This window comes from Halobacteriovorax sp. XZX-3, assembly GCF_043196495.1.
In the GTDB taxonomy this organism is placed as follows: domain Bacteria; phylum Bdellovibrionota; class Bacteriovoracia; order Bacteriovoracales; family Bacteriovoracaceae; genus Halobacteriovorax_A.
In genome coordinates, this window is record NZ_JBEBMO010000002.1 from 383,497 (window position 1) to 396,614 (window position 13,118).

General features: G+C 33.9%; 15 protein-coding genes. 8 read left to right on the forward strand and 7 right to left on the reverse strand.

The features are described from left to right. Positions 1-66: 66 nt before the first annotated feature. Entirely contained in the window at positions 67-867 is an 801-nt protein-coding gene (locus tag ABMA70_RS12350; protein WP_392993179.1) for a TIGR02147 family protein, read from the reverse strand. A gap of 111 nt (positions 868-978) precedes the next feature. On the opposite strand from ABMA70_RS12350, the gene ABMA70_RS12355 reads away from it, so the two are divergent. Further along, positions 979-1,257 (forward strand): hypothetical protein, encoded by a 279-nt coding sequence (locus ABMA70_RS12355; protein WP_392993176.1) that lies wholly within the window; start codon positions 979-981, stop codon positions 1,255-1,257. 6 nt (positions 1,258-1,263) lie between these two features. Beyond that, positions 1,264-2,316 carry a hypothetical protein gene (locus tag ABMA70_RS12360; RefSeq protein WP_392993174.1) on the forward strand — a complete coding sequence of 351 codons (1,053 nt, stop codon included), beginning with the start codon at positions 1,264-1,266 and terminating at the stop codon, positions 2,314-2,316. Here the strand turns inward: ABMA70_RS12360 and ABMA70_RS12365 are convergent. From ABMA70_RS12365 to ABMA70_RS12385, 5 genes are all read right to left on the reverse strand, one after another. Continuing rightward, a complete protein-coding gene (locus tag ABMA70_RS12365) occupies positions 2,313-3,263 on the reverse strand; it encodes a hypothetical protein (RefSeq protein ID WP_392993171.1) in 951 nt (316 codons plus the stop codon). The genes ABMA70_RS12360 and ABMA70_RS12365 overlap by 4 nt on opposite strands. A gap of 9 nt (positions 3,264-3,272) precedes the next feature. Then, a complete protein-coding gene (locus tag ABMA70_RS12370) occupies positions 3,273-4,151 on the reverse strand; it encodes a DUF4423 domain-containing protein (protein WP_393022257.1) in 879 nt (292 codons plus the stop codon). A gap of 40 nt (positions 4,152-4,191) precedes the next feature. Beyond that, positions 4,192-4,698 (reverse strand): hypothetical protein, encoded by a 507-nt coding sequence (locus tag ABMA70_RS12375; RefSeq protein ID WP_392993165.1) that lies wholly within the window; start codon positions 4,696-4,698, stop codon positions 4,192-4,194. Between the two features lie 273 nt (positions 4,699-4,971). Then, complete coding sequence (locus tag ABMA70_RS12380; protein WP_392993163.1) at positions 4,972-5,943, reverse strand: cytochrome c peroxidase; 972 nt, start codon at positions 5,941-5,943, stop codon at positions 4,972-4,974. Between the two features lie 71 nt (positions 5,944-6,014). Continuing rightward, entirely contained in the window at positions 6,015-6,548 is a 534-nt protein-coding gene (locus ABMA70_RS12385; protein ID WP_103217967.1) for a beta-lactamase hydrolase domain-containing protein, read from the reverse strand. A gap of 142 nt (positions 6,549-6,690) precedes the next feature. Between ABMA70_RS12385 and ABMA70_RS12390 the strand changes: the two genes are divergently transcribed. The 3 genes from ABMA70_RS12390 to ABMA70_RS12400 all read left to right on the forward strand — a co-directional run bounded on the left by ABMA70_RS12390 (position 6,691) and on the right by ABMA70_RS12400 (position 8,524). After that, positions 6,691-7,035: a rhodanese-like domain-containing protein gene (locus ABMA70_RS12390; RefSeq protein WP_255407616.1), complete on the forward strand. Its 345-nt coding sequence runs from the start codon at positions 6,691-6,693 to the stop codon at positions 7,033-7,035. Between the two features lie 133 nt (positions 7,036-7,168). Further along, complete coding sequence (locus tag ABMA70_RS12395) at positions 7,169-7,912, forward strand: helix-turn-helix domain-containing protein (RefSeq protein WP_392993159.1); 744 nt, start codon at positions 7,169-7,171, stop codon at positions 7,910-7,912. 87 nt (positions 7,913-7,999) lie between these two features. Next, complete coding sequence (locus ABMA70_RS12400) at positions 8,000-8,524, forward strand: hypothetical protein (protein WP_392993156.1); 525 nt, start codon at positions 8,000-8,002, stop codon at positions 8,522-8,524. A 32-nt stretch (positions 8,525-8,556) separates the two neighbouring features. On the opposite strand, the gene ABMA70_RS12405 is transcribed toward ABMA70_RS12400, so the two are convergent. Continuing rightward, a complete protein-coding gene (locus ABMA70_RS12405; protein ID WP_392993154.1) occupies positions 8,557-10,950 on the reverse strand; it encodes a methyl-accepting chemotaxis protein in 2,394 nt (797 codons plus the stop codon). 256 nt (positions 10,951-11,206) lie between these two features. Between ABMA70_RS12405 and ABMA70_RS12410 the strand changes: the two genes are divergently transcribed. From ABMA70_RS12410 to ABMA70_RS12420, 3 genes are read left to right on the forward strand one after another with little or no spacing between them, the layout of a single operon-like run. After that, positions 11,207-11,794, forward strand: a complete 588-nt coding sequence (locus ABMA70_RS12410; protein WP_392993151.1) for a Crp/Fnr family transcriptional regulator — start codon at positions 11,207-11,209, stop codon at positions 11,792-11,794. Positions 11,795-11,848: 54 nt separating this feature from the next. Next, positions 11,849-12,319: a DMT family transporter gene (locus tag ABMA70_RS12415; protein WP_158246866.1), complete on the forward strand. Its 471-nt coding sequence runs from the start codon at positions 11,849-11,851 to the stop codon at positions 12,317-12,319. Next, positions 12,303-13,052 carry an arylamine N-acetyltransferase gene (locus ABMA70_RS12420; protein WP_392993147.1) on the forward strand — a complete coding sequence of 250 codons (750 nt, stop codon included), beginning with the start codon at positions 12,303-12,305 and terminating at the stop codon, positions 13,050-13,052. Before ABMA70_RS12415 ends, ABMA70_RS12420 begins: the two co-directional genes overlap by 17 nt. The last annotated feature ends 66 nt before the right edge of the window (positions 13,053-13,118 follow it).

Consider the following 13,118-nt stretch of genomic DNA (forward strand, 5'->3'; position numbering starts at 1 on the left):
TATTGTTAAGATTTTAGTACAGAAGCATGGCCGGCCATACCTTAAGAAAGGTTAAGTATGGAACTTTTATAACTCAAAAAGGTCTAATGTGAAGACAACAGGGATTTCTTCTCCCGTTTCATTTAGAACAACTTCAAATTCTTCAAGTAGTTTTAAAACTTTCTCTTTTAGCACTGGTAGATCTTTTCGTGATATACCAAGTAAGCTTGAATAGTGAAGATCATTTTCTCCGACATGATCGACTGACTCCATGGCCTTTTGGCGCCAGTTAACATGATGGCGTGGAAGCATGTCAGAGCCTTGGGGAAGATGGATTCTCGTACTGCCAATGGCAAGTTTTCCATGAGAATCTATCGTGACAAAATTTTTATCGATAAGAAAATCAAGTGCATCTTTAACGACTTTGATATTTAACTTTAAATGAGTCGCTATCTCTTGAGCCCCATTAAATGCAGGAAGTGCTGTTAAGATATGAATTGCAACATAGTACCAGCTTGAGTAGTACTTCATTTGATCTTCAGTAGTTAGTGTATTAGAGGCCTTTATTCGATTCGTAATTTCTTTACGTTTATTTTGTATGTCATTAATTTTTTCTAGAAAATATCTCTCAAGCTCTACACTACCTGCACGATCTTTTTGAACCATAAGAAGAAAATAGTCTTTCTCCTCATCTGTTAATTGGAGATAATTTGAGGTTTTAATTGCATGCTCTAAAGATAAGTGAGAGCGAAATGTGAGTACCTGATTGATAAAGGAGAGCTGGCAATTAAGCTCGTCGCTTAGAGACTTCCTCGTAAAGTTCTTAGACTTTGGGCCAAGACATTCTCTTAAGTATTCTCTGTAATCAGTAAAATCATAAATATTCATATGTTAGTATTTTATAACATAATTAGTAATAAAGTTATAACTTTTATATAGAGTCGTGTCATTTATTTAGATATAAAGCCTTCACAATAATAAATATCAATGGAGGCATAAATGAAAACAGTAACTTATCTATTAATTTCTTTAATTTCACTCTCTGTCGCTGCAACTAGCTCTTCAGATTTAAAGTCACGAGTTCTATTAGATCAGCAATTAATTGAGCAAGAATTTTCAATTAATTTGGACTCAACAACTCTTGAATGTTTCTCTGGGTCTGAGTTTGGACACTGTCTTGTTCAAGGCGATCTTAGGGCCCCTAACTCTAGTTGTGACTTTATGATTTCCGTAAGAGCGTCTTCTTACAATGTGTATACGCTTCAATGTGAAGAGTAATTGTCTATGACACAGACAATGAACGTAATTATTTCAAAAAGTCATGAGTATCACTTAGAAGGTGATAAATTTGGAGATATGATGAAAGGTCTATTTTTAGTAACATCTTTATTCTTAGTTCAATCTGCGTTAGCGGAGCAGGTAAAGTGTATACCGTCTTTAGAAGTTCCTAAGGAGATTAAGAAAGATTTTTATCAGAATTATAAAATTCAAACTCAACGACTTGGTGTCGGAAGCAGTGGTGGTGGTGACAATATTCGCCACTACTTTATTTCTGAAGCTAATGAAATTCTCAATGAGCTAAAAAAACATCCCAAATTGATTAAGGATCTTGTTTCTCTAAATAGCTTAAAGGAAGTCATTGATGTCAAATATATTAAAGTTACTTCAAAAAAGTTAATTGATAATACCGGCTCTATTGTTGATGCCTTTGCAAGTGAAGGTCAGATATCTTTAAATGAAGAAGTTTGGATTAACTATATCGAAAGAAACGATAATGTAAAATGGCTAGTTCTTCATGAGCTTCTTAGAGCAAGTGGAGTTAATGACGATAATTATATAATCTCTAATAAAATCATCGAGCGAGTGCCTGGAATTACTTTTAAAAGTTACTTAGCAAAATGTGGTGATTATAAATTCATATTGAATTCAAGTATTCCTGTTGCTGCTTACGCTGGTGAAAAATATATAAAAATAGATTCTGTTAGTATCCATGATGGGAAAGCAAATATTAGTGTTCACAATAAGAAGTTAACGATAAATGAAAAGTCGTGTGAAAAACAGGCCGTTGAAAACGGTTTAGTTGCACAAATTTTAATTGAGAAAGACAAAATTCAACGAAGCCACAATATTAATCTTGAGACAAATACTTTAACTTGTTTAAAGAAACAGATCTACGGATTTGAAGGTGCATTTACTGGAGTCTGTACAGTAGAAGGAGATTTGAAAGCTCCTAATTCGAATTCGACTTTCTCTTTAAGTGCTTCAATATCAGATGGAACCCCTAGTATTAACTACAATATTTCTGTTATTGATGGTGAAGGGATTGATCCTTTTTAGAATATTAAAACCTTTGCTTGAATCTCTCCATCTTTGTAGGTGAATTCAATTGATAAGTCATTTTGCTTAATTCTCATTTGATTAGTAGGATTCTCACAATAGGTATCTAGCCAAAAGTTCATTCTAAAAATTGACTTTGTCCCATGATAATTTGGCCTTTGCCAGTGACCATTATTTAAATTAAACCCATAAACAACTTCTTCATCTCCACAAGATAATTGCTTGTAGATAAGATTATCTAAACGTTCAACTTTTCCATTGTAGCTGTAACTTAAGTTTGAGCTTATAAAACTTTTTGCATTTGAAAATAGTCGTAGTGTAAGGGGAAGTTCATCGACCTTTATTTCAAATGATTGCCAATTCGAATCCCATTGATTTCTTACCTTAGTACCTAGTTGATCTAGGTAGCTATGACTAATAATCCCAATCTGGTGTCCTAATTCGTGGATTAGAATACTAATCATGGCAGGAATGTCATTAGCTATAATTTCTGACTCTTCAAGATTTATAAATATATGACTTTGTTGACTGAATCCCGTTTTAGCAATACGTGCCGTCATATCAACACTATTATGAAAGAATTCTCCAGCATATTCCTTACTAACAAAAATAAGAGGTCTTTTCATATAGATCTTATTAATAAATAACTGATTGATCTCTCTTAAAATTGCTTCTTCTAGGGCGTCGATTTGGCACTCGTATTTATTTGAGAGGCAATTAAAGATTGCTCTTTGAAGATTGTGGTAGGCAAAACTGAAGTTTTGTTCGATAAGTCCTGATCCATTTCCAACGATATCTCCAGAGCCTAGTGCATCCATGATAGGTTTTGATTTTTTATTAAAATTCTTCGTTAAGATATAACTTTGAGAAGGGCTTAGCCTTTCAAGTTCTTTTGAAAATATATAATTTGAAAATAGTATTACTGATAAAATTAAGTAACTTTTCATTATTTTTTCCTAGTGCTTAACGACTTCCCCAGTATGGGCAAAGAATTGAGTATTTAATTGGTAGAGATTATCTGCTTCATTTGTTGAAAATTTCTCATTGAAGTCTTTTATAAAATCAAATATAAATTTTTTTGCTTCAGATACATCGCTTTGTTTAACTTTCATTGTGACTGATGTAATTTGACGCTCTTCTACTGGTTGTTCTTCGATTGCTTCTAGAGCACGATTTATCATACCGTAGTGATGTCGCTTAATTGCTGAGCTAGGCACATCATTGGTTGTAATAAGACCTTCTTTTTGTACTATCAGGCGGCCATTCTCATTCCTACCAATTGTCTTGGTTTCAAGCATTGTCTCAATAGCGTACTTGATTTGATTGATTGTCGGTTTCTTCCTGAGCTTATGATAGATCCATTCTTCGTCTTCTATAAATGACGGCATTGATATAAGTTGCTTTATTGCCAAAAAATACCAGTCACTAATTGCATTAAACTCTTTGAGGCTAAGAGCGATTGCTTTTCCTCTTGGATTGATTATCGCAATTTTTTCTAGAATCTCTTTTGTATCTTTATTTTTCTTTTGTGCTTTTTCTAGCTGAACAAGAAGCATGAAATATTGCTTCTCTTTCATATTCATTCCCAAATCTTCACTAAGAGCATTAATCATTTCGAGGCTAGGGGATCTTTGTCCCTTAATTACCATTGTTAAGGAACTTGGCGATCGATAACCAAGTCGATTTGCCCATGTTTTAAGATTATTGGATGTATGAGAGTAGAGGCCATCTGGCATCCCTGCCTTAATGAGGAAGTCACAATAATTTTCAAAGTCGAAAATTGAAACTTTTGGATCTTCAATTTTATGTACTTCTTCCATCTTTGCCCTAATCAAAGAAAGGCCCTCTTAATAAGGGCCTTTAGGTTTTATTTAATTATTCACAAGCTTCAATTGTGTAGTTTTTAGTAAATAGTTTTCTACCCAGTTTATTATCATGTCTTCTACCGTGAAGTGTTTTGTGTACATCGATGTCGTATGAAAGTGGGTGAGTATATGAATAAGTTTCATATTCTAGACAGATATCACGTCCATCTCTTCTTCCTTGGAGTGACCATCTTACACATCTTTCTCTTTCTGTAACGATCTCTGCTCTTCCGTAGAAGCTAGTATATGCTGTACAGATACTATCTCTATCGCCACCACGGTGTTGCCACTCAACACATCTCTTAAGCATTTTCTTTGTTCTAATTGTGTCACCATCAATACAACCAAAGAATACTGAGATTGCTCCACCATTATCTAGGTTTAGTGCTGGCTCATTAAAAGTAACTTTCATAAAGTTGTCTTTGATTGTTTCCCATGAATCATTCTCATTAGGCATACCAGCGAATACTGATGTTGTTACGAATAGTGCGGCAATAAACGTGATTAGTTTTTTCATTTAATTCTCCCTATAGTTAGTTTGATTCAGTTGAATCATGTGATTTTGAATCTAAACTAAAAATATGTAGCAGATAAAAGTATGTAAATAAAATTTCACGATAAAGCAAACTATGTTTTCACAAGATGTGAATCTTGTTGTGCAAAGAGATAGTTGAATCTTGAGTCTAAGGAGTTAAGTTGTGGATTATTCAGGCAAGTTAAAATAGTAAAGATTTCGTTCTTTCTACATATGGAAATAAAATAAAGGCGTGATTTCTCACGCCCTATTCAATTACATTTTAGGTAAAGCTTTAGCTTCAAGTGATCCAAGGAAGGCCTTGATACTTTCTTTGTCTTCAGCAGAGATCTCTACACCTAATTGGTGCTTGGCCATAATAGTGATGGCCTCATCAAGAGTCTTTACGCTTCCATCGTGAAAATACGGAGCTGTCTTTGTGATATTTCTTAGAGTAGGTACCTTGAAGAAGAACTTATCATCTTCATTCTTAGTTACTTCAAAACGACCTTCATCTTTAGTCGGATACTCTTCAGCAAGTCCTAGTTTTTGGAACATTCCACCACCAACGTTGGCACCATCATGACATGTTGTACATCCAATCTCATTAAACTTTTTTAAACCAACTTTTTCTTGGTAGCTAAGAGCTGAGTGATCTCCATTTAAGTACTCATCATAGCGACTTGGTGTTAATAGTGTTTTTTCAAAAGCACCAATTGCAACACCAACATTATTAAAGTTGAAAGCTTCTTTATTTCCAAATGCTCTTTCAAAAAGCTCGCGGTACTCTTGTGTATCGATTTTTTTCATCGCATCTGATGCTTGTGCAAGACCATGCTCAACTGGATTTAAAATAGGGCCAAGTGCCTGCTCTTCAACATTTTTCGCTCTACCATCCCAAAACTGTAGGAAGTTTAAAGCTGCATTATAAACAGTAGGAGAGTTACGTCCACCAAGAGTTCCATCGTGACCTGGTGATGTTGGTAGGTTATCAACACCAAATTGATCTAGCTTGTGGCATGAATTACAAGAGATGGTGTCATTAATTGATAACTTCTTTTCAAAGTAAAGTGTCTTACCTAGATGAATAAGATCCTTATTTGATTTTGTATCAATTAGAGAAGCTGGTAGTGGAGCTAGAACTCCATCGATTTCAGTAAGTAATCCTTTATCATCAAATTGTTTAACCTCTTGCTTGTTACAGCTTACAGCAAGTACGAACATACCTAAAAGCATACACTTTTTCATGTCTTCTCCCTCTTTAAAAATATAGCGTTATCTACTTATTATATAAGATTTATTAAAATCTAAAATAGGAATTATTTCTCATTTAGATATTTAAGAACCTTGTTTTCAAGAGGTGCTTTTGTTAGTCCTGTTCTGCGAGCAAGTTCTGTTGCTTCTTGTTTAGTCATTCCTTCATACTGGTAGAGGTGAGTTAGATACCAAGCTGCTGCACGATTTCCGCTTGAGCAGTGAATATAGATCTTTTTGTCTTTATTAGCATCGATAAGTTTTGATATTTGATAAAGTGAGTTAGCATCAATTTCGCTCTTTTTATTAAAGAATGGGATTCGATGGTATTGAAGATTTAGCATTTTTGCCGTTGCCTCTTCGTTATACCCTTTAAATTCATCTTCTCCTCTTAGGTTTATTACCATTTCATAACCATCTTTTTTGATTTTACTAAGAGTCATTTTCGTCGGTTGCGGAGCAATTGCTAGATTTCCAACAACCTTGGCCTCTTCATAATTCATTACAAGTGGCTCGCTTGTCGAATTATTAGAAGTTGAGCAAGCTGTTAAGAAAATTGCCGTAATGATTATTGCAAGAAGTGATGTAATTGATTTCATATATTATTCCTTTTTTTATTTATAATTCACTAATCATACCTCCAAATTATTAAATGATATTTGACCTACATCAAATAATTCTTCAAGATAGTGGAATAGGATATTTTATATGCAAGAACTTATTCAATTTATACGACACAATATGGTTTTTATTATTATCTCTGCTTTTGTCTTGTGGCGAGTATATCGCTTTTTCAAGTCCAAAAAGGAGGTCGAAAAAATATTGAATTCTAATGATTATCAACTAGTTGATGTTCGTAGTGAAGGTGAGTTTCTCTCATTTTCAATTCCTAACTCAGTAAATATTCCAATTGATCGACTAGCCTCTGACTATGAAAAGCTTGATAAGAACAAGTCTGTCATTGTTTACTGCGCTTCAGGTGGAAGAAGTGCAATGGCCAAATTACACCTTCAAAGACTCGGCTTTAAGAATGTAGTCAATGCTGGTGGTGTACATGCATTATCCCGCATTCTACAGCGAAGATAATGGCCGAAAATCGATAATATTTACCCTAAAACACTATTGAAGTACCATATATTGGTACTATTGTGATAAGTATTTAAAATAGTTCTCGCTTGAACTACTTTCTCTTCATTAACTTAATAGCAAGGAGAATGAAATGAGAAATGACGTATTTGTTGCACTAAAAGAAGTAATGAAGGTTCGTAAGGTTAATTATAAGGATCTGGCGGCCCGAATCGATATGTCAGAGTCTGGCCTTAAGAAGCTTATGGCAAGTCAGGATTGTTCTATAAGTAAGTTAGATCAAATTTGTGATGTTATTAATATTGATCTAGGAGATCTCTTTGCCATTGCTCAGAATTCAAAAGAATCAACTTTAAAAATCAATGATAAACAAGAAGCTCTATTTTTAAAGAAACCAATTATCTATCACTTCTTTACTGAGCTGCTTTCTGTCGATGGCGATTGGAAGAAAATAGCCTCAAAACATCGACTCGATAAGAATGAATGTCTTTCAATGTTAAGAGATTTAGATAAGGTTAATCTTATTGAATTAGGAGAAAAGGATCGCGTAAAACTCCTGTTTAAATGGAGTGATATCAATATCTCTGCGAAGTTAGGTGCTCTAGTCAGCTTCAATATTGATCGTGCATTCTTCGAGTATGCTCAAGAACAATTTCAAATGGAACAAAAGACGTCACATTCTTCTAGGGGAAGTTTTTATCTAAAGAAGGAATCAGTATTAGACTATCTTAAGGCCCTGGATGATGTGCAATCGGAATTTGCTAAGAGGTCAAAGAGAGAAGAGCTGCTGTATGATAAAGAGAATCTTGAAAATATTACTTTCATGACTTATATGGCCACAGACTTTAGAGCAGCGGATTACGTATTCACTAAGTAAATAATTCAAGATCAAAGTTAACTAATGTTATTTAATTTCAAGGTTGCTATATCTCAATAAGTTTATAGAAATCTTTGAGGAGTGAGTATGAGTGGTTTTTTAAATACTATTGGCATAATTGCAATTATTTGCCTTGTTGTTCTGGGGATAGCTGTATTTTCTTCTTTTAAGTATTCAAAAGATGACGATGGTAAGGTTACACTTTCTCTTTTCTGGGGAGCAATTAAAGTTAATGAAAAAGAGCAAAAAGTGAATATCCTAGGGGACTTTATAGCGGTTGACGGTAAGGATGAAAAAGTTAAAGTTGCTGGTATTGTCGATGTTGATGGAAAAGATGAATTGGTAAATATTGATAATGGAAAGATACTTGTAGATGGTAAAGAGAGTGTTATAAAAGTAGAGAAGTCTCTCGTTGTTGAAGTAAAAGAAGATCATGTTATTATTCAAAATAATTTTAATTCTGATATTTTGAAAGTGATTACTTCTTTAAAGAAAAAAGATGATAAAAATTTAAAAGTCGAGGGGAGAGTTGTTGGTGAAGATGATCGCTATCTAATACTTGAGCCTAAGGATGCTTCAAAAATAAATATCAATGTAAAATTTGAGTCTTAATAAAAAAAAACGCCACTTACGTGGCGCCTTTCTTATATAGCATCTTTGAATCTTGAATCATCTGAACTTATTGAGTCAGAGTCAATCAGTTCCAAATTCTTTTTCTTAGAAAATGGCATTTTAATTACTGATGGAGTCACTTTTGACGCTGTCATAGTGCTTGCTCCAGTTTCATTTTCACCAAATACGATCATTTGAATATCTTGAACAATTCTTGAAAGATCGTTTGACTGTTCTTTCAGTTCTGCTGCTTTTGAAGATGATGTGTGGGCAACAGAAGTATTCTGTTGAGTAACCGCATCAAGTTGTTGAACAGCAGTTGTAATTTCGTTAACACCAGCAGATTGCTCTGTTGAAGAAGCTGCAATCTGTCTAACTGAACTATTTACTTCATTGAAGCTTTCTAGGATTTCACTTAGAACAGAATCACAAGTTTTGATTTCAACTAAACTTTCATCTACTGACTTCTTACCATGCTCGATAATGCCAGACATTTTAGACTTAGAGCTTTCAACTGTACGGTGTACTTGCCCAATACTTCTATCTAGTAGTTCTGTAATTTCTTGTGCTGCTGTACCACTCATTGCTGCAAGAGCACCAACTTCTTCGGCTACGACAGCAAAACCTTTTCCATGTTCCCCAGCTCTGGCCGCTTCAACCGAAGCGTTGAAAGATAGAAGCTTTGTTTGGAACACGATATCGTTGATAACTTTTGTTTTTTCTGAAATTTCATCAATCACTTTAGTGATATTTTGAATTTCAACATTGTTTTCTTCAACACTCTTGATCAGAACTTCGTTATTCTTATGAATATCTTCGATTTTATGCTTTACGCTACTTACATATCTTTTACCTTCTTGAGCCTTTTCCTGACTTTTTTCTGATAGGTCTGAAGTTGTATTAGCATTCTCTGAGTTTCTATCAACCATTGCAGAGATCTCTGTAATTGAAGCCGAAGTCTCTTGTAAGCTGGCCGCTTGTTGCTCTGTTGCTGATGAAAGATCAGATGAACTTTGAGCTAAGGCATTGGCAGAGTTAAGTACATTGTGTGCTCCAATTTTTAATCCCTCAGCAAGCTTAACAAGGCTATTAGAAATTGTTTTAGCAAAAGTCAGGGCAAGTAGTAGAATTGCAATCCCTGAAATTGTAATTAAAGTCATGATAACTTTTCTTACAGTATAGAGTGAAGATAAAGCTTCATCTTCATCCATTTCACTTAAAATATACCAGTTTAGACCATTTATGTTTAAAGGTTTATATGCACTAATTACATTTACATCTCTATAGTCTTTAAAGATTTCTGCACCAGACTTTCCTGCAATTGCATGATCTGCTCCAAGTGTATCAATCTTAGTTGCAAGCGCTGAAGTCTTCTTAGACTTCATATAATCGATAGCTTCTTTACTTAATCCAACTTCGTGCATTGTCTTAAAAAAGCTAGCTTCATCTTCTACTATTGTTCTAGAGATACTTCTCATAATCTTATCTTTACCGATTATATAAGTTTCTCCAGTATCACCTTGTCCTTGCTCTTTCCACTTTTCACCGCTTGTTAAGATTTGATTAATCTTTGCAACTGGAACTTGGAATACAAGTACTGCGCTAAGTTTGTTATTTTCAAAAATAGGTGCCGAAATAAATTGAGCAGGAGATTCATAACTTGGGTAATACTTTTTGATATCAGTAAAGAATACTTCATCTTTTGATGTCGCATTCATTGCTAAATTGTATGCTTCTGCTAATCCTGAGTCAGAGTAAGGACCAACTTTTAGATTTGTTGCGAAGTCAGCTTCTTTATATACTGAATAAACAACTTCACCCTTTCCCGCATCAATTAAGAAAATATCGTAGTAGCCAAACTTATTTAAGTAAGTACGAAATGCCTGGTGATATCTTTCGTGTGTTTTTGAATAGCTTGTTCCATCATTAAGAGAAATAAGTGCATCCTTTGAACCAAGAGGATTATTATTTGAACTGATGAAAGCATTTTGAAGAAGTAATTCATTTTTGCTCAGTTCTCTGATAATTTCACTAGTCTTATCAAACTCTTTTCCAATATTTGTTTTATTGTATTGTTGCCCAAACTCATTTGCATAAAAAGATGTTAATGAGGATTTTGCAGCATTAAAGTCTGTTCTCGTCTCTATTTCAAATGATTGAAATGAACTTTTGAACTTCCTAGCAGCATCAATCGTTGAAATATTTTGTGCCAATGCAGATGCCTGTCCGGCCATTGTTTTGTAAAGCTCTTCTAGTTGAAAACTTCTTCCCTCGCGGATCGAAACTAACATATTTTCTGCATTCTCATGTAGTGTCTTATCGACATTACTTAAGACAACAAAAGTAATTGTTAATGAAGGGATGAGCCCGGCCAATAAGAAACCGAGAACTAGTTTTTTATTAAGGGAAAATTTACTTATACTCATTAACTATCCTTTTTCATTACGCTAAAATAAAATTGTTAACTGAGTTATCGAAAACTTTCTAAATAACTTTATAGTAAATATTGATATTTTTTTTATAGATAAACTTTATTGAACACCTGGGAGTCTTTTGATAACAGTTAGTTAAAGATTTTTTGAATAAAATAGCTGATTTTAATTATAAAAAAACCCTAATTAAAAATTATTAAGATAGGCAATTATGTTACTCGTGATACGAGTTGGAGATAGAGGACAAACTATGGAAGCTTTAAGTTATTTGAAGAGTGTGATGGATTCGTATCATGAGTTATCGAACGATTGTTGGGGAGAGCTTCAACAAGCATTGCGAATAAAGTCTTTTAAAAAGGGGACTGTTTTAGTCGACTTTGGCGATATTCCAACAAAGTTTTATTTTGTCTACAAAGGGCTTGTTAGGGCCTATTCCATGGGACAAGATGAGGCGGCGAAGGAGATCAATAAGAACTTCTTTGATGAAGGCAGGTTTCCATCTGCTGTCGTTGCAACACTTGATAGGACTCCTTCTGAGATATGTATCGAAACACTTGAGGATTCAACTCTAGTTGAAATAGATCATTCTAAGTATCGTGAACTACTTGAGAAGTATGAAGACCTAAAGTGGTATCACATAAAATATTTAGAAAAACACTGGGTAAAGGAAAAAGAGCCCGTTGAGATATCTTTATTGGATGGGGAAGCAAAGGAGCGCTATCTTTCCTTTATCGCAGAAAATCCTCTATTGGCGAAACGAGTCCCTCTCTATCATTTGGCATCCAAGCTAGGTATTACACCAACCCAGTTGAGTCGAATCAGAAAAACAATTAATTGATTCTTCTCAACATATGTAAAGGAAATGTTACCTCTATTTTTATATATTAGGGGCATGACAAATTTAGCTTTAGTATTATTATCAATTCTTTCGGGATGTCTTATCCTTTTACAAAGTAGTCTTAATGGGCAACTTTCTAAGTATACGCATAATCCCTTCTTTTCATCGTTTGTGCTTTACTTCTTTAGTGCTGTTTTTATGATGTTCATATTTCTAAGTACACGTCTAAAAATACCAAGCCTAGAAGTTATAAAAGAGGTTCCTCTCTACCTTTGGGGAGCTGGAAGTATTCTGAGTATTGTGGGTCTAACTCTCGTTTATTGGTTAATGCCAATTTTAGGGGTTTCAAAAGTATTAAGTGGTATAATTACAGGACAAATTATTGCTGGAATGATTGTTTCTCATTTCGGTTTTTTTGACTTACCTGTAATTGAAATAAATCGTTACAAAATTCTTGGCGTAGCCTTCTTATTTATAGGTGTATATTTTATCAATTGGAGTGCAATTAATGAAACAGTTAAATAATGAAATTAAAGAGTTTCTTCTAAATAACACATTTAACAACATTGATATTTTAATCAGTGATAGAGAAATTTTAAAACTTGATGATGAGAGTTTAGAAAACAAACTTATTGTGAGAAAGCGTGGAGGTTATTGTTTTGAAAATAATCAATACTTCTACACAAAATTAAAAAAGAATGGCCTTGAGGTGAAAAGAGTTTTAGGTCGTGTTGTTTACGGTGATACACCTGATGATAAGCCGAGATCTCATCAGGCTACAGTCATAACACATGATGATAAGTTATACTTAGTGGATGTAGGATTTGGACCATATACACCTGGAGCAGTAATCCCTTTAACTGGTCAGGAAGTAGAAAGCTTCAATAAGCGAACTTATCGAGTTTCTAAAATTAATGATGTTGATTATCAATTAGAAATTAAAAAGGAGGATGGGTTCTTTTCCCTCTATCAATTTAACCTTGCTAATTATAACGATGCTGATTTTAAGGTCGCAAATTACTATACAAATACTCATGATGATTCAAAATTTACGACATCTCTCATCTTGTCTCAACAAGTCGAAAATGGAACAAGATTTATCAATAATCTCATCTATTCTGAAATCTATGAAAATGAACGTAAAAGTATTGATATAAACTCAGCAGAGGAGTTATATAAGCTAATTAGTGATTCATTTAACGTTAATTTTACAAAAGAAGAATGCTCTTATCTATTCGATATTGTGAGCAATTTTTAATAAGCTAGTATGCTTAAATTGTTTAGGTTGACGGGAAGCTTATAAAAAGAGACTAATGACTTAATA

Excerpts from the sequence above, each read along its gene's own strand:
- ABMA70_RS12415 (WP_158246866.1), top strand. The coding sequence starts at position 11,849 with ATGACAAATTTAGCTTTAGTATTATTATCAATTCTTTCGGGATGTCTT.
- ABMA70_RS12380 (WP_392993163.1), bottom strand. The coding sequence starts at position 5,943 with ATGAAAAAGTGTATGCTTTTAGGTATGTTCGTACTTGCTGTAAGCTGT.
- ABMA70_RS12405 (WP_392993154.1), bottom strand. The coding sequence starts at position 10,950 with ATGAGTATAAGTAAATTTTCCCTTAATAAAAAACTAGTTCTCGGTTTC.
- ABMA70_RS12375 (WP_392993165.1), bottom strand. The coding sequence starts at position 4,698 with ATGAAAAAACTAATCACGTTTATTGCCGCACTATTCGTAACAACATCA.
- ABMA70_RS12390 (WP_255407616.1), top strand. The coding sequence starts at position 6,691 with ATGGTTTTTATTATTATCTCTGCTTTTGTCTTGTGGCGAGTATATCGC.
- ABMA70_RS12420 (WP_392993147.1), top strand. The coding sequence starts at position 12,303 with ATGAAACAGTTAAATAATGAAATTAAAGAGTTTCTTCTAAATAACACA.
- ABMA70_RS12350 (WP_392993179.1), bottom strand. The coding sequence starts at position 867 with ATGAATATTTATGATTTTACTGATTACAGAGAATACTTAAGAGAATGT.
- ABMA70_RS12400 (WP_392993156.1), top strand. The coding sequence starts at position 8,000 with ATGAGTGGTTTTTTAAATACTATTGGCATAATTGCAATTATTTGCCTT.
- ABMA70_RS12395 (WP_392993159.1), top strand. The coding sequence starts at position 7,169 with ATGAGAAATGACGTATTTGTTGCACTAAAAGAAGTAATGAAGGTTCGT.
- ABMA70_RS12365 (WP_392993171.1), bottom strand. The coding sequence starts at position 3,263 with ATGAAAAGTTACTTAATTTTATCAGTAATACTATTTTCAAATTATATA.
- ABMA70_RS12360 (WP_392993174.1), top strand. The coding sequence starts at position 1,264 with ATGACACAGACAATGAACGTAATTATTTCAAAAAGTCATGAGTATCAC.
- ABMA70_RS12385 (WP_103217967.1), bottom strand. The coding sequence starts at position 6,548 with ATGAAATCAATTACATCACTTCTTGCAATAATCATTACGGCAATTTTC.
- ABMA70_RS12410 (WP_392993151.1), top strand. The coding sequence starts at position 11,207 with ATGGAAGCTTTAAGTTATTTGAAGAGTGTGATGGATTCGTATCATGAG.
- ABMA70_RS12355 (WP_392993176.1), top strand. The coding sequence starts at position 979 with ATGAAAACAGTAACTTATCTATTAATTTCTTTAATTTCACTCTCTGTC.